This window comes from Actinomycetospora rhizophila (genome assembly GCF_042657905.1).
Taxonomy (GTDB): domain Bacteria; phylum Actinomycetota; class Actinomycetes; order Mycobacteriales; family Pseudonocardiaceae; genus Actinomycetospora; species Actinomycetospora rhizophila.
The window spans coordinates 53,711-75,933 of record NZ_JBHSKG010000020.1; the positions used below are offsets into that span (position 1 = coordinate 53,711).

At 68.6% G+C, this 22,223-nt stretch carries 16 protein-coding genes, 2 tRNA genes and 1 pseudogene; 7 read left to right on the forward strand and 12 right to left on the reverse strand.

The features are described 5' to 3' along the window. Nucleotides 1–208: 208 nt before the first annotated feature. The 4 genes and pseudogenes from mobF (at nt 209) to ACFPK1_RS27660 (ending at nt 7,778) form a co-directional block, all read left to right on the forward strand. Complete coding sequence (mobF, locus tag ACFPK1_RS27645; RefSeq protein WP_378024169.1) at nt 209–4,663, forward strand: MobF family relaxase; 4,455 nt, start codon at nt 209–211, stop codon at nt 4,661–4,663. A gap of 1,048 nt (nt 4,664–5,711) precedes the next feature. Continuing rightward, nucleotides 5,712–6,008 (forward strand): annotated as a pseudogene (locus tag ACFPK1_RS33070) (transposase family protein); the annotation flags it as partial. Then, a complete protein-coding gene (locus tag ACFPK1_RS27655; protein WP_378024170.1) occupies nt 5,996–6,916 on the forward strand; it encodes an ISL3 family transposase in 921 nt (306 codons plus the stop codon). The pseudogene ACFPK1_RS33070 and the gene ACFPK1_RS27655, both read left to right, overlap by 13 nt. Nucleotides 6,917–7,508: 592 nt before the next feature. Next, nucleotides 7,509–7,778 (forward strand): hypothetical protein, encoded by a 270-nt coding sequence (locus tag ACFPK1_RS27660; protein ID WP_378024171.1) that lies wholly within the window; start codon nt 7,509–7,511, stop codon nt 7,776–7,778. A gap of 715 nt (nt 7,779–8,493) precedes the next feature. Here ACFPK1_RS27660 and ACFPK1_RS27665 read toward each other — a convergent pair. Together ACFPK1_RS27665 and ACFPK1_RS27670 are read right to left on the reverse strand one after the other, a co-directional pair. Next, nucleotides 8,494–9,600: a hypothetical protein gene (locus tag ACFPK1_RS27665; protein WP_378024172.1), complete on the reverse strand. Its 1,107-nt coding sequence runs from the start codon at nt 9,598–9,600 to the stop codon at nt 8,494–8,496. Continuing rightward, complete coding sequence (locus ACFPK1_RS27670; RefSeq protein WP_378024173.1) at nt 9,597–10,142, reverse strand: hypothetical protein; 546 nt, start codon at nt 10,140–10,142, stop codon at nt 9,597–9,599. Before ACFPK1_RS27670 ends, ACFPK1_RS27665 begins: the two co-directional genes overlap by 4 nt. Before the next feature lie 665 nt (nt 10,143–10,807). Here ACFPK1_RS27670 and ACFPK1_RS27675 point away from each other — a divergent pair. Next, nucleotides 10,808–13,114: an nSTAND3 domain-containing NTPase gene (locus tag ACFPK1_RS27675; protein WP_378024174.1), complete on the forward strand. Its 2,307-nt coding sequence runs from the start codon at nt 10,808–10,810 to the stop codon at nt 13,112–13,114. A 598-nt stretch (nt 13,115–13,712) separates the two neighbouring features. On the opposite strand, the gene ACFPK1_RS27680 is transcribed toward ACFPK1_RS27675, so the two are convergent. Next, nucleotides 13,713–14,054, reverse strand: a complete 342-nt coding sequence (locus tag ACFPK1_RS27680) for a histone-like nucleoid-structuring protein Lsr2 (RefSeq protein ID WP_378024175.1) — start codon at nt 14,052–14,054, stop codon at nt 13,713–13,715. 638 nt (nt 14,055–14,692) lie between these two features. Here ACFPK1_RS27680 and xth point away from each other — a divergent pair. Further along, the gene (gene xth / locus ACFPK1_RS27685) at nt 14,693–15,409 is read left to right on the forward strand and encodes an exodeoxyribonuclease III (RefSeq protein ID WP_378024176.1); all 717 of its coding nucleotides are present in this window, start codon (nt 14,693–14,695) and stop codon (nt 15,407–15,409) included. A gap of 378 nt (nt 15,410–15,787) precedes the next feature. On the opposite strand, the gene ACFPK1_RS27690 is transcribed toward xth, so the two are convergent. From ACFPK1_RS27690 to ACFPK1_RS27710, 5 genes are all read right to left on the reverse strand, one after another. Beyond that, nucleotides 15,788–17,014 carry a tyrosine-type recombinase/integrase gene (locus tag ACFPK1_RS27690; RefSeq protein WP_378024177.1) on the reverse strand — a complete coding sequence of 409 codons (1,227 nt, stop codon included), beginning with the start codon at nt 17,012–17,014 and terminating at the stop codon, nt 15,788–15,790. A gap of 91 nt (nt 17,015–17,105) precedes the next feature. Then, nucleotides 17,106–17,178: transfer RNA gene (locus ACFPK1_RS27695), tRNA-Lys, on the reverse strand. 62 nt (nt 17,179–17,240) lie between these two features. Then, a tRNA-His gene (locus ACFPK1_RS27700) sits at nt 17,241–17,313 on the reverse strand. 43 nt (nt 17,314–17,356) lie between these two features. Beyond that, nucleotides 17,357–18,487, reverse strand: a complete 1,131-nt coding sequence (locus ACFPK1_RS27705) for an AI-2E family transporter (protein ID WP_378024178.1) — start codon at nt 18,485–18,487, stop codon at nt 17,357–17,359. Then, nucleotides 18,484–18,633, reverse strand: a complete 150-nt coding sequence (locus tag ACFPK1_RS27710; protein ID WP_378024179.1) for a hypothetical protein — start codon at nt 18,631–18,633, stop codon at nt 18,484–18,486. The genes ACFPK1_RS27705 and ACFPK1_RS27710 overlap by 4 nt, the downstream gene beginning before the upstream one ends. A 184-nt stretch (nt 18,634–18,817) precedes the next feature. Here ACFPK1_RS27710 and ACFPK1_RS27715 point away from each other — a divergent pair, with 184 nt between their 5' ends. Continuing rightward, nucleotides 18,818–19,063 carry a LapA family protein gene (locus ACFPK1_RS27715; protein ID WP_378024180.1) on the forward strand — a complete coding sequence of 82 codons (246 nt, stop codon included), beginning with the start codon at nt 18,818–18,820 and terminating at the stop codon, nt 19,061–19,063. Between the two features lie 7 nt (nt 19,064–19,070). Here ACFPK1_RS27715 and ACFPK1_RS27720 read toward each other — a convergent pair whose 3' ends face one another. The 4 genes from ACFPK1_RS27720 to ACFPK1_RS27735 all read right to left on the reverse strand — a co-directional run bounded on the left by ACFPK1_RS27720 (nt 19,071) and on the right by ACFPK1_RS27735 (nt 22,219). Continuing rightward, on the reverse strand, nt 19,071–19,457 hold the full coding sequence (locus tag ACFPK1_RS27720; RefSeq protein WP_378024181.1) for a cupin domain-containing protein: 387 nt from the start codon (nt 19,455–19,457) through the stop codon (nt 19,071–19,073). A 97-nt stretch (nt 19,458–19,554) separates the two neighbouring features. Then, the gene (gene orn, locus ACFPK1_RS27725) at nt 19,555–20,229 is read right to left on the reverse strand and encodes an oligoribonuclease (protein WP_378024182.1); all 675 of its coding nucleotides are present in this window, start codon (nt 20,227–20,229) and stop codon (nt 19,555–19,557) included. Between the two features lie 11 nt (nt 20,230–20,240). Beyond that, nucleotides 20,241–21,716 (reverse strand): PH domain-containing protein, encoded by a 1,476-nt coding sequence (locus tag ACFPK1_RS27730; protein ID WP_378024183.1) that lies wholly within the window; start codon nt 21,714–21,716, stop codon nt 20,241–20,243. Next, entirely contained in the window at nt 21,713–22,219 is a 507-nt protein-coding gene (locus tag ACFPK1_RS27735) for a PH domain-containing protein (protein WP_378024184.1), read from the reverse strand. The genes ACFPK1_RS27730 and ACFPK1_RS27735 overlap by 4 nt, the downstream gene beginning before the upstream one ends. Nucleotides 22,220–22,223 lie beyond the last annotated feature (4 nt).

The following is a 22,223-nucleotide window of genomic DNA, read 5'->3' on the forward strand; positions in this document are numbered from 1 at the left end:
CCGATCACTACGCCGAACAGACGGTCAGACACGAGCAACAGGACCAAAGGACGAAAAGATCAAGGGAAAGATCAAGAGCCGCACACCTATGCATCACGATCCCCAGGCACCGGCCGGCCTCCGGCCGGCCCGGAAGCCGCTGCCGACGACCCGCGCACGCCGTTGATCTTGGCCCGGAGTCGGCATCGATCTTGAGCTGGTCGTTCGGATGCTGAGCGTCGCATCCGGCTACTCGCCGGACTACCTCCTCAACGAGGTCGCGGCCGGCCGAGAGAACTACTACACCGGCGCGGTCACCGACGGCGAGCCGCCGGGGCGCTGGTGGGGAAGCGGTGCGGAGAAGCTCGGCCTGACAGGAATGGTCGACCCGCAGGACATGCGCGCGGTCTACGAGCACTTCCTCGACCCGCGCCACGAAGCCTTCCGCGACCCGCAGCGGTGGGACGACGTGCCGACCCTCGGTCACCGCGGCCGCCGGTATGCCACTGAGGATGAGTTGTACGCCGCGGCGCTTGAACGCGAGCCGGATGCCTCGGCTGAACGTCGCGCTGAACTGCGCGTCGAGGCCGGAAAGCAGGCGCGGCACAACGTGGCGTTCCTCGACGCGACGTTCAGCGTTCAGAAGTCGGTGACGGTGCTGCACACCGCGTTCGACGCCCAAGAGGTCGCCGCCCGGACGGCGGGCGACGACGAGGCCGCGGCGGCATGGGGCGAATACCGCCGCGCCGTCGAGGACGCCATCTGGGCCGGCAACAACGCCGCCCTGTCCTACTTGTCCGAGCGCGCCGGCTACGCCCGCGTCGGACACCACGGGGGAGCGACCGGGCGCTACGTCGACGCCCACGACTGGGTGGTCACGTCATTCTTCCAGCACGACTCCCGCGACCACGACCCGCAACTGCACATCCACAACCCGATCCTCAACCGCATCGAGGGCCCGGACGGGCAGTGGCGCACCCTCGACGGGCGCAGCCTCTACCGCTTCCGCCCGGCCGCCGCCGCGGTCGGCGAGCGCACCACTGAGGAGCGCCTCACCCAGACCCTCGGGGTCCGTCTTGCGATGCGCCCCGACGGCAAGGCCCGCGAGGTCATCGGCGTCGACGAGACCGCCACCGACCTGCTCTCCTCGCGCCGGCGCGCTGTGACCGCGAAGGCGGCCGAGCTGATCGCCGAGTTCGAGGCCCGCCACGGCCGCGAGGCCAATGGGCTCGAGCGTGACCGGCTCTCCCGGCAGGCCACCATGGCCACCCGTCGCGCGAAGTCCCACGAGGGCGAGACCCGTGAGCAGCTGCTCGACCGCATCGAGCGCCAGCTGCGCGACGAGGTCGCCGGCGGGCTACGTGGCGTCGCCGAGGACGTCCTCACTGCCCGCCACGAAGGCCTGCCGGCGGCGCAGGCGTGGTCGCCGGGCGCGGTGCTCGAGACGGCGCTGGCCGAGGTGCAGGCCAAGAAGGCGGGGTGGACCCGCGCCGATCTCACCCGCGCGATCAACGACGCCCTGCCCGACACCCTCGGCGTCGCCGACGGCGACGACGTCACCACCCTGTTGGACCGCCTTACCGACCAGGGACTCGCCCTCGCGTCACCGCTGGACGCCGCTCGCCCTGGCGACGAGGCGTTGCCCGACGAGCTGCGCCTGGCCGACGGGTCATCGGCCTACCAAGCGCCCGGCGCTCGGCTCTACGCCACGCCCGACCACGTGCACACCGAGCGGGTCATGGTCGCCGCCGGCCGCCGCGGCGACGCGGCCGCGACACCGCGCGTCATCGCCGACCGCTTCCTGGCCCGGCTGCAGGGCGAGGGCATCGACCTCGGCGTCGACCAGGAGGCCGCCATCCGCGGCGTGCTCACCTCCGGGGCGAAGGTCGAGACCCTCATCGGGCCGGCCGGCACCGGCAAGAGCTTCGTCGTCGGCGTGATCGCGCGTGGCTGGTCCGACCCCGACTTACGCGGGGCTGGCGGCGGGCGGGTGTTCGGGCTGGCCACGAGCCAGGCCGCCACCGACATCCTCACTGACGAAGGCCTCACCGCCCGCAACGTCGCCCGCTGGCTCAAGACCCAGGACCGCCTCGAGCAGGATGACCAGCCGCACCCCGCCGACGCCCCGTGGGCCCTGCGCGCCGGGGACCTCGTCTTGGTCGACGAGTCTGCGATGACCGACACCGCCGCGCTGACCGCCATCCACGCCCGCGCCGAGGCCGCTGGCGCCAAGCTGCTGCTCGTCGGCGACCACCGCCAGCTCGCCGCCGTCGGCGCCGGCGGCGCCATGGACCTCGTCGCGCAGACCGGCACCCGCTACGAGCTCACCGAGGCCCGCCGCTTCCGGCACGAGTGGGAAGGCCCCGCGTCCTTAAGGCTGCGCGACGGCGACGAAACCGTCCTGCGCGACTACCACCGCCACGGCCGACTCCTCGACGCCGGCACCCTCGAGGCCGCCGAAGCCTCCGCCTACCGCGCCTGGCTCGCCGACACCCTCGCCGGGCTCCGCTCGATCCTCGTCGTCGACACCAACGACCAGGCCGACCGGCTCAACGCCGCCCTGCGCGGCGAGCTCGTCCGCCTCGGACGCGTCACCGAGCAGGGCGCCTGCCTCGGGCGCGACGGCACCTACGCCGGCGTCGGCGACCTCGTCGCCGCCCGCCGCAACGGCTGGGAACTCACCGGGCATGCCGGCAACCACCGCGGCCCGATCAACCGCGAGACCTACCGCGTCACCGCCATCGGCGACGACGGCTCCCTCACCGTTACTCCCACCGGCGCCTCCGACGACGGGGCGAACACGCGACGCCAGGAGATCGTGCTCCCGGCCGACTACGTCGCCGCCGACCTCTCCCTCGCCTATGCCGGCACTATCCACTCCGCCCAGGGCGCCACCGTCGACACCAGCCACCTCGTCGCCACCCCGGCCACCAGCCGCGCCGCCGCCTACGTCGGCCTCACCCGCGGCCGCGACGCCAACACCGCTCACGTCACCACCATCGCCGGACCCAGCGACCCCGCCCGCGGAACCGCCGCCGACCACTCCCTGCACCGCGACCCCGTCGCCGTCCTCGCCGCTGTCATGGCGAAGGACGACGGCCTCGACGCCCGCTCCGCGCTCGCCATCGCCACCAAGTCCGCCGCCGACAACGCCACCACGCGCACCGCGGGCGAACTATTCGCCGACGCCGCCGCCCTCGCGGCCACCGAACGCACCGGGCGCTGGCTCGACCGCCTCGCCGCCGACGGCGTCATCACCGGCGACGACCGCGGCCGCCTCGCCGCCGAGGACGGCGCCGCCTCCCTCACCCGCGTGCTGCGCCGCGCCGAGATCGCCGGGAAGGACGCCGAACAGGTGCTGCGCGAGGCCGTCACCGACCGACCCCTCGACGGCGCCCGCAACCTCACCAACGTCATCCACGCCCGCATCCGCGACGCCCACACCTTCGACCCGCAGGGCACGACCTGGCGCGAATGGAGCCCTGCCACCGGACGAGAGGACTGGGACCGCTACCTCGAGACCCTCGCCGACGCCGCCGACCAGCGGGCGGGTGAGCTCGCCGAGCAACTAGCGGAGGCACCCCCGTCCTGGCTGACACAGGCGCTCGGTCCCGTGCCCGACCAGGCTCAGGAACGAGAGGAGTGGCTCGACGCGGCCGGCACCGTCGCCAACTGGCGCGAGCTGCAGGGCTACGACGATCCCGACGACGCCCTCGGTCCCGCGCCCGCACCAGGCAAGGTCGAGGCGTACGCCTCCTACCGCGCGGCTTGGCAAGCGCTCGGCCGCCCCGACATCGACCGCGAGGAGCTCGAGCTCTCTGACGGGCAGCTCCGGGTCCGGGTCCGGGCACACGAACGCGAAGCGGCCTGGGCGCCGCGCTACGTCGCCAACGAGCTCGCCGGCACTAACCAGGCCGCCGATCGAGCACGCCAGGACACCGAGCTCCGCCGCGCCGAGGCTCAAACCGCCGCTGACGAAGCGGAACAGGCCCGCCTGCGCGAGGCGGCGGATGCTATCGAGGCGCTCGCAGGCACGCTGACAGCTCGCGCTAGTGAGCTTGCCGAGCTCGACGACGCGCGCTCGCGCTGGCTCGCGCATACCGCCGGGACTCGTGCGGCCGCGGAACGCGCGAAGGCCGAGCTCGCCGCCCGCCACGCCGACGACATCGCCCCCGAGCCCGAGGTCACCGCCGAGGAGTGGTTGACGACGCACCGTCGGGCCATCGCAGACGAGGACACCCACCGAGAGGTGACCGACGCTGACGTCACCGACCGCCCTGCAGACATCGACGACGTCGACTTGGGCAAGGCCGAACGGCAGCAGCCCGAGGCAAGCGAGGTTCTGGACGACGAGCCAGTCACCGACGAGCAGCAGGGTACTCACGCCCAGCCCGAGCTCGACATCCGCGAGATCGCTGAAGCGGAGCCGCGCCAAGTGGCCGAGGACAATGTCCGGGTCCCAACCGCCGACGAGACGTCAGCCTCCATGGAGCGCGCCAACCGAGCCCTCGCCGAGATGCGGTCCCGTGAGGAGATGGACGCGCGCGAGGCGGAGCAGCACCGTGCCGGCCAGCTCGCTGAGTGGAGGGCCCGCGACAAGACTGACGACCAAGCCGCCGAGCTGGGCACTGAAGACGGTGCCGACCACGATGACGTCGACGAGCTCGATCAGGACGAGTTGTGATCGGTCATGTCACCGTGGACGGGCGCCGGAAGCTCTAGTGGGGGCGGACCTTGCGCCCGCCAAGCCCACCGCAACGTCGCTCGCACTCCGTCACACCACCCTGGGCGAGCAGCAAGGTCCGGACGCCGCTGCTCGAGGGTTTGCGCCGCGAGGTACTCCTCCTCGATCAGCTCCTCGTAGGCGAGGACCCGCCTCCTCGTTGCTGGCGAGCGAACGAGGCCGCCACCACGCGAGGTTCGCAGCGGCACCGTCGCCATCCAGCGACACGTCAACGCGACGGCACCGACGTACCAGTCAGTGATTCCCTTGCGGCCCTGCTCCGCGTCCCGGGCGCTCGCTGCCTGCCAGAGCGCTAGGAAGGCCTGCCGAGGAACGCGAACGTTTCCCGCTGGGATCCGAGTGACATCCGACAGCGTGACCTGCACTTGCCCAGGTTGACACTCTCGGCCGACCGGCGCGAGCCTCGCCCAAAGCTCCTTCTCCTCGCAGGCGTCGGCGAGGACTGTCGAGACATTGCGGGACCGAGCGCCTGGGTTCTCGACGTCGACCCCCCCAAGCAACGGCTCGTGTCCACCTCGTGAAGGGCTGTCCCCGCGACGGCGTGCTACTCGCCACAATCGCCCGATCGCCCAGGATTCGCCGAATGCTGCGTCCGTGATGGTCGGCGTTCTGCTCTGTCGTGGAGGCCTCCTTCACGGAGCAAGTGCGGCCCGTCGAGCAACTCGCTCTCGGACGGCTAGACGCGACTCGGGAGAGCCATCGGCACCGCCCTGCGTTGCGCCAAATCGAGCACCGGCTTTCCAGGCTCTTCGTCATTGAGCGTGGAGGGCTGACGGGGACACGATCTTCAGCCTCGGCCTGATCATGGGCCTGGGGCCTCGCTCTTCGTGGTGCATGGACACTTCGGAGGGAGGCCCCAGGTGGGCATGGATGCTACTCGCGCGCGCGATCTGGGGGCGGTGGTCCTCAGTCTTGAGGGGTTTCGTCTGGTCGCGCGGTCGACGAGCATGACGGTGAGCTCGAGCTGGCCGTGGAGACCACGAACGACATGGTCGGCTGTCCCGGTTGCGGTGCGGTCGCGACCGCGCACGGACGCCGCCCGGTGCGGGTGCGCGATCTGCCCGTGGGCGGCCGCCCGACGACGCTGATCTGGCTCAAGCGGCTCTGGCGGTGCCGCCACGAGCGCTGCGAGACCCGCACCTGGTCGGAGACCACCAGTGACGAGATCCCGCCGCGGGCCTCGGTGAGCACCCGCGCGGCCCAGGAGGCGTGCCGCCGGGTCGGTGCGGCCGGTGAGTCGGTCGCTGCGGTGGCTCTCGATCTCGGTCTCGGGTGGGGGACGGTAATGCGCGCCGTGGCCTGCCACGGCACCCCGCTGGTCGACGACCCAGCCCGGCTCGAGGGCGTGCCGCGCTCGGGGTCGACGAGACGGCCTACCTGGCCGCCACCGCCAGCCATGGCACCGTGTTCGCGACCGGGCTGGTCGACCTCACCCGTCCGAGCGGGTCGCCGGCGCGGCTGCTCGACGTTGTGCCTGGTCGCAGCGGTGTCGTGCTCTCGGCGTGGCTGCGCGAGCGCGAGCTCGGCTGGCGCGCCGGGGTCCGCGTGGCCGCGTTGGACCCCTTTCGCGGGTACGCCTCGGCGCTGCGCGCGCAGCTACCGCACGCGGTCCGCGTCCTCGACGCGTTCCACGTCGTGCGGCTCGGGTTCGACGCGGTCGACCAGGTCCGCCGCCGGGTCCAGCAGGAGACCCTCGGGCACCGTGGCCGGGCCGGCGACCCGCTCTACGGCATCCGACGGGTGCTGCGCCGCGGCCACGACCACCACAGCGACACGTCCTGGACCCGGCTGCTGCACGGCCTGGACCTCGGCGACCCCGACGGCGAAGTCGCCGCCGCGTGGATCGCGGCTCAGGAGCTGCGGCTGCTTTACCGCCACACCAACCCCGCCCGCGCCGCGGCGGCGTTCTACCGCTGGCTGAGCTTCTGCGCCGACTCCGAAGTGCCCGAGCTGCACCGGCTGGCCCGCACCCTGGACTCCTGGCGCGATGAGCTGCTGGCCCGCTCCACCGTGGCCGGCGTGTCCAACGGGCCCACCGAGGCGGTCAACCTGCTGCTCAAGAAGGTGAAGCGGGTCGGGCACGGCTTCCGCAACTTCGCCAACTACCGGCTGCGACTACTGCTGCACTGCGGTGTCAACTGGCAGACTCCTCCGACCACCGCGTTGAGAGGCCGCCTCCACGCTTCATGGTGAAGGGCCGCTTTCCAGGGGTCGCGAGCTCCAGCCAGTGGCGATCCACGTCCGACGACCAACACCGGAAGACCTCAGCTCGACCGAGGTGCTGCGGCCGCGGCCCGCGCTAGCCGCCGCTGTCGACTGCACGACGAGCCTGCTCGCTGAGGCCTGAAACCGCGCCGGCACCGCGGCCGCCCGATCAAGCCCGGCCGCTATACGACCCCTGGGTGCGGGTAGCGGACGCAGTCGCTCGACAACGAATGCCCCCACCTCGCCCGATGTCCCGGCTGCGGCTTGATCGTCCCTGCGCCCGCCTGGCCGAACGCCAGGCGATCGTTCTTGAGATCGGCATGGCGGTCGTCCTGACGTCGTGCGGTTTACCAGCCTGGCACTGGCATCATGGCACCATCGAGGAACCGCGGCGCGCGACCGAGTGCAGTTCCGGGTGTCGGGCACTGACTGCGCCATCACGCCGAGCCGCTAGGGAACAAGTTGACCGAGAACCAGGGACCACGCTGCGGCGACCCGCGCACCCGACGCGGACGCCGACGTCAACCCGCGGGGCGGTCTGTATCGTCGACCCAACACCCCCGGACCGCCGGTGGCACGCGTGACCTACGACGAGGACCGCTACTACCGCGACCACCCAGAGCGGATCGATTCGGAGACCGCGGTCGGATACGTCTACGCCGTCCCGCCGGGCATCACACTTTCCGAGGGCGACCTCGTGATCCTCGTGGAGTTCGTCGACGAGGACGAGGAGGACGAGGAGGACGACGACACCGTCGCGGTCGTCCTTGGACTCGGATACGGCCCGAACACCTGGCGCGGATCGCTCTCCCCGATCATCCGCCGCGCCCGCACCGCTCGTCGGGACTGATCGACACGAGCTCGAAGCCCTTGTCCCGCTTGCGCCGGGACGAGAGCTTGTCGTGTATCTACCGGCGCGGGCACGGCCTGTAAGTCACCTCGAGGTAGGCGAGCTCGGCGGCCAGGGCGCAGACCAGGTTCACGGCCCCTGTTCCCTGGCCCACTCCTGGGCCGCCTGGATGACCGATGCGCTTTAGTGGTGAGCGTGCCGCTAGCGGCACTGCGTGCTTGCGTTTGTGCTGGCGTCTCGGCTTCGCGATGGTTAAGCTTCACGCGCGCCCACCGGCTCACGTCCCCGGCCGCCGACCTCGCGCACCCGCCCTGTGCCCGCCTCCACGTCTCGTCCACATTGATAGCCCCACAGGGCTCGCTGTCGATTATCGACCTCAAGGCCGCCGCGATTCCTTTAGCGGAACCGTGAAGGTCGGCCGCCACTTGGATATAGCCGCGGCTTGCAACGCCCAACCCTAACCGGCTCGTATGTCGAGTAAAATCCTTCGTTGCAATCCGCCGTGTCAGGGTGGGCGACGTATATATGGGTCCAGCCACGTCCTAGATCGCTGTCGATATTGCCGCAGTTTGACGGGCTGTGGAGGCGGCCCTGCTCGCCTACCGCCCGATAGGTCTTCCTCCCTCTTGGGGGGCCGGTCGCAGCGCGAAGACGCGCTGTAACTGGCGCCGCGGGCGAGGCGCTACCGGTGCAGTTAACCTCGAGGGTGAGCCTACTATCTCCTTGACCAGCGATCAGCTCGCCGCGGTATCCCGGTCCAGTCGTCGTCGAAGTACCGACCTTCGATCACGTCGAGAAAGACAAGCGCTCCTTCCTCGTCGAAGTCGAACTCTCCATTGACGATGAGCTTTGCGGCTTCTTCGTCGTCACCAATAACCTCTTGATACCGCTCCGTTGTTAGGGCGGCTTCGCTAGCCAGTTCGTCTAGGCGTGCTCCCAGCGCGTAAAGACGAACGGCTATCGACTGCCGGCGCTGGCCGAGGGCTAAGAGTGCGCTCTGGCTCTGCCCGGACAGAGGAAGAGTCTCCTCAATTCGCTCTGCGGCGGCGGACACGTAAGCTGGGACCTCAGTCATGGCAAGCCCGACATCATTGAAGAGGTTCTTCATCGTCGAGGCGGAGAAGCCGGCGATCCGGTCCGCCTTTATAATCGCGTCAATCTGATCGTCGTAGACGAAAGACGGAGCGTTCTGAACCCTCTTTAGGGTCTCGCTGTACTGACACCAGCGGCGTCCGGGGTGAAAGACCTGGCGGGGGTTTGTCTTCCGAACGAACGCTACCCACGTTCCGTCGGACTGCTGCCAGCAGACTGCATAAAGAAGAATCCGCATGTCGTCGAATTCCGGCCGCGTCAGCTTGTGCAACTGATCGGGGCGACGCAGGCTAGTGACGAGTGTCGACTCTTCCGCCTCGCTAGCTCCCTCTTGCTCGGCGGACCCTTGGCCCTCCGGCTTTAGTCCGCGGGAGGGGTTCACCCTTGCAGGTCCCGAGCCAACGGTACCGGGGTCACTTCTGGAGGGTTTGGCGGGTGAATCGAGAGCCGGACCGTTCCTGTCTGGTAGAGCATGGACGGCTAGGTCGAAATGCTCCTCGCCTCCTTCAAGTTCGGCGTTGGGCTCGTAAGGCCTACTCCGCGTCGTCAGGGCCAACTGGCGAGCTTGATCGCACACAACCCGCAAGTCGTCGAACAAGTCCTCGTGGAGGTCGAGCCGATAGCACTCAATCTTTCGCCCGCGGCGGCGACCCAGCACAAGGAAAGGGTCGCCTGTTAACTCGACATCGTTCCATCCTTCTGGATCGGTTGCGTTGATCGGCTCAGTCAATTGGGTTCCCCCTCATACATGTCGGTTACAACGATCACATCGAGGAAGTTTGACACGAGGACGGAATCGCCCGACCGAATCCGATGCCGGGACACCACGATGGCGTCCTGCCCATCAAGTGACGCTTTGGCTAGTCGATATCCGTATAGATATAGGGTAGGATTAATAAGCGCGAGGTCGGTCTTGACGTAGACCATGAGCGCCACGACGAAGTAGAGCCCAACAGCGACCCAATCGCCGCCATTCCCGGGCAGATTGCCGAGGAATGGAAGCAGGTACGTCGCCAGGTAGCCAGAGACTGCTTGCCCGGCGTCAGAGACGTTCTCCACCTCGACCCAATGTTTCGACCTCCTCTTCGCGCCGCGCACCAAGCGGTAGCCGTCGACCAGTCCCCAAGCGCCTATCGCGGCGAAGACCGCGGCCGTTACAAGCGCTTCCTGGGAGACGAACCGAGCGGCGAACATCAACGCGAGTGCCGAGTATGACACCACGAATAGTCGCGCTCGCGACACCGTCTCGCCAGCAGCGCGCGACCCGCTCATACTGGGTACTCTAACGGCGCGGTCCGACAGCGGTGCCCGGTTCGCGCCGACGAGGACCTTCTAGACGCCTGCAAGCCAGCCCTGCTCGGGCGGCCGCGGAGCTGGCACGCCTGTACGTTCGGCGACCGACGCGGACACGCCCAGCCGCATCGGGGTCGAGCGTAGACGAGACCTAGCCGATCTCGTGCCCTCGATCTTCGGCGACCTACGCTCGATCCGTAACAGTCGACATCGTTCTCTTGCTGCCGCAACTCGTCCTGTTCCATCAACAGTCTTCCTGGACGCACCGCTTCCTCTAGAACGCGTGTGCTACTCGACTGGCGGTCGGACTCGAAGTCGCCTACACGAGGAACGCCTCGAGCTCTCCGCTTGGACTCGCAATCCCCGGATCGATCCATCTGGCTGGGGTTGGGCCGCGCTGAGCTGCTCCACCTCGTGCTCGCGACTCTGACTCCGCCTTATCGAGGTCGGGCGACTCGCACAGCGTCAACCCTGCACAGTCGCAACTGAAGCTGTGGGCATCGATCCAAGATCGTTGGTCTCCGCCGGAGCTGGCAGGCGAAGGCTCGGCAGCCGCGGAGATTCGGCCCTTCGCTACGTAGCGTGCAGCGCCGGATACAGGAAAGGGATTGCGACGTCGTCGACCCTGGCTCTAGCCTACAGATATGGACGTTTCAGAATTGGCGAAGCTAACGGATTACGAGTTTGAGGTCTTATGTAAAGACGTCTTCGAGCAAGAGCTTGGCGTTCGGCTGGAGATTTTCGGACGAGGTCGAGACGACGGCATCGATCTCAGGCACGCGACTGTTTCTGGCGGACAAGGGATTGTAATTCAATGCAAGCATTGGGCAGGAAGTGGCGCTACTGCATTGTTACGTCACTTCCGTAAGGAAGAGGCCGAGAAGGTGAAGCGCCTTAATCCCGACCGCTACATTGTCGCAACATCGGCGGCTCTAACCCCGTACATCAAGGCCGAACTACTTACGATGTTGCATCCCTACCTACAAGAATCGTCCGACATCTGGGGCGCGAACGAGATCGCGCATTTCCTTGAGTCGCATCAAGAACTGATTCGCAAGCACATACGATTGTGGCTGACGAGTTCGTCGATTCTTAGAGAAGTGATGCAAGCGTCTGTTAACAATCGTACTTCGATGCTAGTGGGCGAGATTCGCGAGACAATCCGCTCGTACGTCCCAACGCCCTTCCACCGTGAAGCCGAGGCGATCCTTGAGGACAAGCGGTGGTGTCTTATAACCGGCGCTCCCGGGACAGGCAAGACTACACTTGCACGGGCTTTGGCAGCCAGCTACTTGGCTGATGGATACGATCTAATCGACGCCAGCTATGATCCTGCGGACGTGGACCGCGCATGGCAGGAAGGCGCGAAGCAAGTGTTTTACATGGACGACTTCTTTGGGCATACGTATCTTGACTCTTCGCGAGCTGGATACCTGGGACGGGCTTTACCTGTAGCCTTGAGGCGAATCTCACGCGGCAAAGACAAGATTCTTATACTGACAAGCCGCGATTATATTACCGCCGAAGCTCTTAAGTATGAAGCTCTCAAGTTCTCTGGCTTTCATCTGTCGCCATGCCGCATCGACATTAGTGAACTGTCGCAAGAGACAAAAGCCACAATCCTCTACAACGCCGTGTACTTTTCCAATCTGTCACCTCGGCAACGGCACGAGTTCTCAGTCATGGCTAAATGTATGGCTGTCATCGCGCACCCGAATTTCAATCCTCGGCTGATCGAGCATGGCTTGCGCGAAGTCGACCAATTAGCGCCCAGGCGAAGTGCGCACCGAGCTGTACTTGCAAATTTAGATAATCCCGAAAAACTTTGGCGAAGCCTTGTTGAAGAGGTTTTAGAGGAGGATGACATAGCTCTCCTGCTGTCCATATACGGGCTGGGCGGCAACGTGGATGTTGGAGCCGTGCAGCAAGCCTGGCGTGGCCTTATCGAGTCAGCCAGCTTGCGGGATCGCAGCAGATTCAAGGCTTCTTTCAGAATGCTCGAAAATACAATGATCAGAGAGTGGTCAGGCCTCAGTGGTCTTACTGTGAGTTACGTAAATCCGTCGGTCGAAGATTTCCTGACCCAATACGTGAAGCAGGACCCGCAGCTGATCATCAGACTCCTCAAGGCGCCAGTTCGATTGTTCCAGCTGCGGCGACTACTTGATCTTGCCACCGGTCCGCTGGCAGTTGATCTCAAGGAGCTAGCGAGCAGTGCAGACGCTCCCTTGGTTCGTTCTACGAGGCAATTGCTGGATTCTCAGAAGAGTGGAGATGCTGCGCTCTCAGCTGTAGAGCGGTGCTACATTGGCATGCAGGTTGCAAACCTGGCAGATAGCTATGATCTTACTGAAGAAGCTGTGGCCCAATTGTACTCCGACGAACTCGGCGAGAGCACGGCGCACCTAGACGAAATCGGCTTGACCAGCTTGCTCATGAGCAGCAAGTTCGATATAGCTCACACGGCTGCTGAAGAAAACCTATACCAAGATGATGGCCACATCTATATTGGAGACCTCGAGGAGGCTGAAGCGGATTGGTCACGCACGGTCGATCCAGACGATTTCGTCGATTATCATTGGGATAGGTTGCTGGAAGCTGAGTACCATTTCGAGGAGCGGGTCAACCAGGGCGAGACCGACAGTAACACTGAACTCATCGGAGTTCGTCGCCTTCTCGACCAAGTATGCGAAGGCTACATCCGCCAATTCGGTAGTGGAAAGCCGGTCTACGCCAACGTACGCAACCTAGAGAAGGTCTTGGACCGTGCGAACGATCGAAAACTGACACCCGCAGGATTGAGCGACGCCCGGATCTACCTTGAAGAGTTTGAGCGGGCGTGGCTTCCGCCGAAGGTTGATAGAGAGCACTTGCCGGTAAGTGACGCGACGTCGCAGCCGTCACTGGAGGTGATTGAAGTCATGTTCACCCTCTTTCGGGACTTGTCGTAAGAGTACGCCTGATGATCTTGGTGCAGATTGCGATGTGCGGCCCTGCGACGACGCGCGTCGCTCGGGCGCACTCTCACCATCGCGACGTTCGGCGACCTCACCCATCGGTTCCTGAGCGCTCGGCACCTCAACGGCCCCGTGCGGCTGCGGTTGGGTGCCCTCGGGATGTCTGTGGCACGGGCCCAAGACGACGCACTGCCCGGCTGGGACGAGCTCGTCGGGCATCTTGAGACCCCCTGGAACTCTCCACTCGCCAACGACATCGAGGTCACCGTCGCCGCCACCCTCTAGTGGTGGTGAGCCAGGCCCTTCGCGGCACCGCCTCCGCGTTCGGATAGAAGCCGGCGATCGGAGCCGCAGGTGACCTCGGCACTGTCGGGACACAGCGACCACGAGTACACCGGTTGCGCTGGCTGGATCACGATCACCGCGGCAACCACCTTCAAGAGATGGGTGGCGGTCCCGGTCGCTAGCAAGGACGGCGCAGCTGACAGGATCAGCGACAAGGAGCACCCTCGGCCTGTCCAGATGCCGGCAGGGCGAAGGGCTTCCGAAGCCGAGGGCGCGGGAGTGCCTACCTGTGAGCGGCGTCGTAAGCCTAGACGACGTTGTTCGGCAGACGGCCACGGTCACTGACCGCCCAGCCCTCAGTCATGGCCCAGTCCCGTAAGGCCTTCATTGCCTCCTTGCTGCGGCCGACGACGCCCTGCCCCGATGAGCTCCTCGAAGAGCTGGAGCGAGAGCGCCCATCCGTGGAGCGCCGGCGACCGATGCGCCGAGCGGCGGAGATGTAGGGACCGAAGACCTCCCGCAGCTGCTTGGCGTTCTCGTCGTTCAGGTCGATCTCGTGGGTGACGCCGCCGAGAGCATACTCAATTGTCTCATTTGCTTCTGTGTCGTCCCGTTCGTCAACGAGAGAGACGACCGTCCTCTGTGCCATGCCACCGGATTTTCCGGGCAACGGTCAGGAAGTCAACTGGAAACGCACACCAACTCGTTTGTGAAGCACTAGAACTTGACGGCCGAGTTTGACAGTCCTGGATCTACCGGCGGGGGATCGTCGGATACTGAACAGATGCAGATCGAATAGCCCTTGTCGAGTTTCCGCCGACGACTGCAGCAAGGGGCACGCCTGCAGTCGACAGCAGCTCGTTGGGCGCAGCGAGCTCGCCGGGTTTCGGTCCAGTGGGCGCATGGAGACCGCGTGCGTCTGCCCGCTAGCCAGCGACGACCCGCAGCCCGCCGGCCTGGGGATCAAGCGGACCCGGTCCGCCCCCGGCCTCGGCCTGGAGCCGGCCGGATAGCGTGGCCTGATGGCGGTGTTCGAGCTGGTCTTGGTTGTGGTGAGGGTGGGGCGATCCGGTCGCCGCGCACCTCCCGCAGGCAGACGTGGGTGCCGCCGATCGCGGTGATCGTCTACGGCGTGCACCAGCCGTTGCAGTGGAACATCGGCAGCGTCCACAGGTAGACGCTCGACGGGTCGTGGTACGAGTGCACGAGGGCGCACCGACGAGGTGAAGATCGCGACCTACAACGTCAACGGCGTCAACGGGCGGCTGCCGGTCCTGCTCGAGTGGCTTGCCGAAGCCGGGCCTGACGTCGTGTGCCCTGCAAGAGCTGAAGGCGCCGCGGGCGAAGTTTCCCGCGGCCGCCATTCGCGACGCCGGGTACGAGGCCGTCTGGCTGGGACAGAAGAGCTGGAACGGGGTCGCGATTCTGGCTCGCGGCCAGTCGCCGGTGGAGACCCGCCGTGGTCTGCCGGGCGAGCCCGATCCGGGGCAGTCGCGCTACATCGAGGCGGCGGTGAACGGCATCGTGATCGGCTGCCTCTACCTGCCCAACGGCAACCCGGCTCCCGGTCCCAAGTTCGACGACAAGCTGGCCTGGTTCGAGGCGTTGATCGGCTACGCGGCGAGCCTGCTCGCGAGCGGTGTTCCGGTCGTCCTGGCCGGCGACTACAACGTGATGCCGACCGACCTCGACGTCCACAGGCCGCAGCGCTGGGTCGACGACGCCCTGTTCCGCCCCGAGGTGCGCGACGCGTTCCACCGGCTCGCCGCTCAGGGTTGGACGGACGGGCTGCGGACGCTGCACCCGGGCGAGCGGATCTACACCTTCTGGGACTACTTCCGCAACGCGTTCGGGCGCGACGCGGGCCTGCGCATCGATCACTTGATGCTCAGTCCGGCCGTCGCGGCCCGGCTCGTCGCCTCCGGCGTCGACCGCGGCGTCCGCGCCAAGGAGAAGACCAGCGACCACGCGCCGACCTGGATCAAACTAACCGCCTCGCTATAGTGCGCCACCGCGTCGCGCGCTGCGACGGACCTAGCGAGTGGCCGACCCTGGTCGGCAAGCACCTGCGCGGAGCGCTCGAGGCCGGGGATCGAGCAGTGACCCGGTCAACATGGTCGTTGTCGCGCCATCGTCGTCCGGGACGTTCTCTCTCGCCAGCCGCCAAGTGTCACGGGGGAGGCCCACGCTCTTGATCTCGGGTCAAGATCCTGGTTCGTGGTGCGGGTCGTGGTGCGAACTACAAGATACGACCGGCTCGTGGGGCCTTCAGAGACACGTGAATGAGAACAAAGGCGCTGGTAGGAGCCCTGCGACACGACCTCACGCGTTCTTACAAGCCGTTGCTCGGAGAGTGCCGTCTTATCGGACTGTGGTTGCGCCTCAGGCAACCAGGGCCGCATCGAGGAGGACGGCGGCGTCGGCGTGGAGCTCGCCACGGCTCACGTAGGTGTTCTTCAGGAAGTCGGCCTGGCCCATGAGGTCGGCCTTCATACGGTCGGTCAAGCTGATCTCGTCGTCGAGGATGGTGGCGTAGGTGCGTCGCCAGGTGTGCGGAGTCATCCAGCCCAGGCCCACCTCCTCGCGTACGGAGCGCAGAGTACGCCGCACGTTCGATGGCCAGCGGTAGGTGATGCGGCCGTCGCGGCCGGCCGCTGGGAACAGCGGCCACCCGTCCTCGCCCGGCTGCGCCAGACGTTCGCGGAGAAAGTCGGCGGCGAACCGGGGGAGCGGGATGACGCGGAGGGCGGCTTCGCTCTTGCCGTCGTGGCGGACGAGGCCCTTGCCTTTCACCCACGTCACGTTGCCGGCAATGGCGACCACCGGGACGCGCAGCGGGCCGTCTTGTCCGCGAACCGGCACCCCGTCGAGGTTCACATCGAGCCGGCGGACCGCCAGTGCCTCGCCAATGCGGAGGCCTGTGCCGAGGGAGAAGCGCACGAGGTCCGGCAGCTCCGCCGCCCGAGCAACCCGCTGCAGACGCCGGACTCGATCGTCGTCGGAGTCCTGGTCGAACCAGTCGAGCAGGGCCTGGCGCTCGTCGACGGTCAGGCCTCGGGGCTTCTTCTTGGCGAGGCCCTTGGGCTGCTCGATACGGTCGAGCTCGCGCACGGGGTTGGCCGGCAACGCCTCGTGAAGCACGCCGATCTGGAGGACACCGCTGACGATCGAGCGCAGCGTGCGGCGGGTGGAGGGCGCGTAGCGGGACTCGAGGGCCTCCAGGAACGCGTCGAGGCGCGCGACGGTGCACTCGCGTAGCTGGAGCGCGCCCAGGGCGGGAAGGACCGTGCGGTTGAGGTGGTAGGCGTACAGCGCGTGGGTCGAGTCCTCGCGCTTGCGGTCCACCTTCGCGAGATAGAGCTCGGCTGCCTCTCGGAAGCGAGATGCGGGAGTCAGGCCGCCAGCACTCCCGGCCTTACCTCGCTGCCGCTGCTGGATGAGTTCGTGCAGGGCGGCCTTCGCGGCGGTCTTCGACGGCCCGTGCTTGCGGAGGCGGCGGGTCACGCCGTCGTGGTCGCGGAAGCGGCAGCGCGCGACCCAGGAGCCGGGCTCTTCCTCGGCGACGGAGATGGTCCCGGGGGTGCCGAGCGGGAGGGGCGGACGGGCCATGTGGAGCGCCTCCAGCGGAGTTTGCGGCCCGTAAACGGACCGTCGATCTCCGAGAGACAAGCACCGCAGGCCCGACACCTGCAACTTTGGGTGCGCCGTCAGGGACTCGAACCCCGAACCCAGTGATTAAGAGTCACTTGCTCTGCCCATTGAGCTAACGGCGCGTGATCAGAACCCTAGCAAAGCTTGGGGACCGATCCGACAGCGGGTGCCCCGCTGCCGTCCGGGTGAGTGACGGGACTTGAACCCGCGACACCTGGGATCACAACCCAGTGCTCTGCCAACTGAGCTACACCCACCATGGCACACCCGCCGGGTCTCCCCGGCGAGCCGTCAACAAGCCTACAAGCCGGGCGCGAGGCGGTTGCGACCGGGATCGGCGTCCGTCTCGGCCGGCGCCGGCTCCTCGTCGGCGCTGGTCGGAGGCGTCCCGCGCCGCTCGGCCATCGCCTGCCGGATCACCACCTTGCCGGCGGCGGTCAGGGGGAGCGCGGTGATCGCGCCGAGCAGCCCGCCGGAGAACCCGCCCACGAGGACCGCGACGAACGCCGCGACGGGCGAGAGCTCGATGGCCTTGGAGAACACGCGCGGCGCGACGAGGTAGTTCTCGACGCCCTGGTAGACGATGAAGAACACCAGCGTCGCGACGGCCAGCCCGACGCTGACCGACAGCGCCGCGAGGATCCCGACCAGCGAGGCGAGCGTCGCCCCGATCTGGGGGATCGCGTCGAGCACGGCGACGACGATGCCGAGCAGCGCCGGGTAGGGCACGCCGGCGACCAGGAAGAACAGGAACGACACGACCCCGGCGATCCCCGAGACGACCAGCTGTCCCGACACGTACCCGCCGATCCGCCCCAGCGCCTGGTCGGCGGTGGCGATCCGGTCCTCGCGGACCAGCATCCGGTCGATGCCCGCGCGGATGCGGGGCATCGCCAGCGCGAAGTACACGAGCAGCACGAGCACGGTGACCGCCGAGAACACGCCGCCGAACACCGCCCCGAGGACGCCGAAGACCGTCGTCACCGAGGTGGCGATGACAGGTCCGAGGGTGCTGAGCGTCTGCTGGAGCTGGTCGTGGCTCGCGGGGTCATCGAGCGCCTGGCCGAGCGAGGTGCCGTCGCCACCGCTGCGTTGCGACAGCTGGGCGAGCAGCTGCGGCAGCTGCTCGGTGAGCGCCCCGATCTCGTGCGCCGCCGGCACGACGAGCACCGCCGCGAGCCCCGCGCCGATCAGCAGCAGGACCAGGACCACCAGGACGAGCGCCAGGCCGCGGCGCAGGCCCTTCGCGACGCACCAGCGGATCGCGGGCTCGAGGCCGGTGGCGAGGAAGAACCCGACGAACACCAGCAGCAGCGCCCCGCGCGCGGCGTACACCGCCAGGGCGACGAGCAGGACGACGAGGACGGTGGCGGTGATCGCCGCGACGTCCCACAGGGGAACCCGGCGCGGTCCGGGGAGCGGCTCGCTCATCGGATCTCCCCGCCGCGCGGCGCGGGGACACCGCGCAGGGACCTCGCCCGGAGGCCGAGGCCCTGCCGGCGGGCCGGGACGCCGTACCGGTGGGCGTCATCGACGATCGTGCCGTCCGAGCGCAGCTCGTGGCGGTCGGGGCTCATCGGGCACTCCTGTCGTCGGGGCGGCCCTCGTCGGGGACACCGTGCCCGCGCCGGGGCGCGCCCATGCGCCACGGACGAGTCGATCGGCGTGGTTCCGCCCCTCGTTCATCCCCGACGCATGAGGCCCGCGCGCGCCCGCACCGGGAGTCTCACCGGAGACCGCAGCCCGCCGGAGGTCCGCGCCATGACCGACACCCCGCCCCGCAACGCCACCCGAGCCCCGGGTAGGACGACGCCCTGGTACCGCGCGCGCTGGTTCCTGCCGGTGGTGCTCGCCGTGCTGGCGATCGTCTTCATCCTCGAGAACCGCGACCTGGTGACGATCCGCCTGCTCATCCCGGTCGTCGTGATGCCGCAGTGGGCCGCGCTGACGATCACGCTGATCATCGGTCTCGTCATCGGGCTGATGCTGCGGCGCCGGCGGCGGTGAGGGCGGCTCACGCGGCCCTGTCCTCGCCGAAGCGGTAGACGACGTCGGCGAAGCCCGTGGTCGGGAACACGAACAGGATGCGTGCGGCTCCGCCGACGGCGCGCACCTCGTGCTCGACGTCGGAGGGCAGGCGCACGACCGCGCCCTGCCCGACCCGCACCTCGTCGCCGTCGAGCGTCACGGCCGCCTCGCCCTCGAGGACGTAGTACAGCTCGGGCGCCTCGTAGCGGTGCCGGCCGAGCCAGCCGTCGCCGTCGAGGGTCATGACCCCGGTGGTGACCGTGCCGGGAAACGGGTCCGCGCCGTCGGTGAGGAGCACCCACCGCAGGCGGCCGCGGACGGGGTCGTCCCACGTCTCCCAGACCTGGTCGGCGGCGGTCGTGACGAGGGACATGGGGCCTCCCAGCGGGGCGGGCGACGGGGCGCCGCCCTCGCTGGCTCGAGGCGGATACCGACGGGGTGGCCGGTCCGGCTCGGTGCCGAAACGCGCGCTACGCCCCCGGCGGGGGTGCCTGACCGCCGGCGGGGCCCTTCTCCGTGGCCTCCGCGGCGTTGACACCGGCGCGGTCGTCGGCGACCACCGACGACGCCGCGGCCTGGGCCTCCTCGCTGCTCGGGCCCGGCATCGGCACGAACGCCGTGCGCCGGTAGTACTCGAGCTCGCGGATCGACTCGCGGACGTCGGCGAGCGCGCGGTGGGCGAGGCCCTTCTCCGGCTGCGCGTAGTAGATGCGCGGGTACCAGCGCCGGCACAGCTCCTTGATCGAGCTGACGTCGACCATCCGGTAGTGCAGGTAGCCGTCGAGCTCGGGCATGTCGCGGGCGATGAAGCCGCGGTCGGTGGCGATCGAGTTGCCGCACAGCGGCGCCGAGCGGCCCTCGGGGACGTGCTCGCGGATGTAGTCGAGGACGAGCTTCTCGGCCTCCTCCATCGTCACCGTCGAGCGGCGCACCTCGTCGGTGAGGCCCGACTTCGCGTGCATGTCGCGCACGACGTCCGGCATCGCGTCGAGGGACGCGTCGGGGGCATGGATGACGACGTCGACGCCCTCGCCGAAGGGGACGAGGTCCGCGTCGGTCACCAGGGCCGCGATCTCGATCAGCGCGTCGTGGCGCAGGTCGAGCCCGGTCATCTCGCAGTCGATCCACACCAGACGCGCGTTCACGGGGTCCGACCCTAACGCCGCACGAGTCGCCCGGCCGTCCCACCGTCGATCACGAAGGGTGCCAGCAGCCCCGGCGTGAGGTCGTCGACCAGCTCGAGCGCGCGGGCGACGCCGACGTCGAGCACCTCGTAGCGGCCCCGCCCGGCCGCGGTGACGGCGTGCAGGGTGACCAGCCCCGTGCGGCGCTGCGTGAGGCTCTGCTCCAGCCGCCAGCCGATCACCCCGCCGCGGCGCAGCACGACGGTGCGGCGCACCCACGCGCCCTGGCGGGCGACGAGGTACCCGCGGGTGAGCGTGTGCCCCAGCGAGCGGATGCGGTCGAGGGCGAGGAGTGCGGCCCCGAGGAGCAGGACGGGCACGACGACGCCGTCGGCGGGGGCCTGGGGGAGCGCGAGCAGGACGACGGCGACGACGAGCGCGGGGACGAGCGCCCGGGTCACCCGGCGCACGACCGCGGCGCGGGGGTGGCGCACCAGCGGGGTGCGCGTGGCCTCGTCCTCGCCGATCCCCAGCACGCCGGCCGCCACCCGGTGGGCCTCGCGGCGGGGCATGGCGGGCCCGACGGCGCCGACGTGCTCGCCGGACCCGTCGGAGTGCAGCCCGGTGGTCAGCGCGAGCGGGCGCGCGCCCCGCCCGAGGCGCAGCAGCAGCGGCTCGTCGACCTCGACCCCGCGCACGCGGCGGCCCTCCAGCGAGAGCGTCCGGCGCGTGAGCAGCCCGCGGCGCACGACGAGCCCGCCGTCGTCGGCCCGCGTGAGCCGGTAGCCCCACCAGCCCTCGACGAACACCACGGCCGCGCCGAGCACCGCGGTCACGACCAGCGCCGCCGCGCCCAGCCAGATCGGCGCACGCCCGGCGGTCTCCTCGAGGACCTGCCGGCCGGGCCGGAACGAGAACTCCTCGGCCAGGCGCAGCAGGCCGAACCAGACCGCGCCGACCACCGCGAGCGCCGAGAACGTCAACGGGGCGAACCGGACCCACGACCAGCGCAGACGCGCCAGCAGGGGCGACGGCGGCGCGCCCTCCACTGCCTCGCCGAGCAGCAGCGCCCGCAGGCGCTCGGCCTCCCCGCGGCCCACCGCGTCGAGGGTCAGCTCGGCGTCGTCGCCGCCCTCGCGCCGCCCCGTGCCGACGCGCACCACGGCGAGCCCGAACAGGCGGTGCGCCGGGTTGGCGGTGAGGTCGGCGGTGCGGATGCGGTCGCGGTGCACGGCGTGGTGGTGGCGGCGCAGCAGGCCGGTGCGCAGCTCCACCCGGTCGGCGCCGATGCGGTAGGTCGTCGTGAACCAGCGCGAGATCCCGTAGGCGAGCACCGCCGCGGCGAGCGCGAGCCCGCCCCAGAGCCGCCAGCGGTCGTCGGAGGTACCGCCGGTGATCGCGATGACCAGCAGCACCGGCACGAGCTTGGCCAGGTCGACCACGGGGTGCACCACGAGCATGCGGCGGTCGAGGCGCTGCCAGTCGGGGCCGGTGACGGACGCGCTCATGTCGCGTCGCCACCGAGGTGCTCGGTGGCCCGGGTGAGCCGGTCGGCGAGGGCGACGGCGTCGTCGGCGCGCAGCCCGTCGATCGTCAGCGCACCGGACGAGGACGCCGTCGTCACCGTCACCGACGACAGGCCCAGCAGGCGCTGCAGCGGGCCGCGGTCGGTGTCGACGGTCTGGACGCGCGAGATCGGCGCGATCCGCCACTCCAGGCGCAGCCAGCCCGAGAGCGTGTGCACCGCGTCGTCGGTGATCTCCCAGCGGTGCAGGGCGAAGCGCCAGCGGGGCACGACGAGCAGGTGCACGACGCCGAGCACGACCGTGAGCACGCCGGTGACCCCCATCAGCCGGCCGAAGTCGGGGAAGAACCAGGCGACCCCGGCCTGCGGGACCAGCGCCACGAGCGTGCCGAGCGCCGAGCGCAGCGCCCACCAGAGCTTCGCGCGCGGGCTCACGCGATGCGCCGGCGTGCGCAGGCGGGGCTCGCCCGTCTCCGGCGTCGTCACCCGA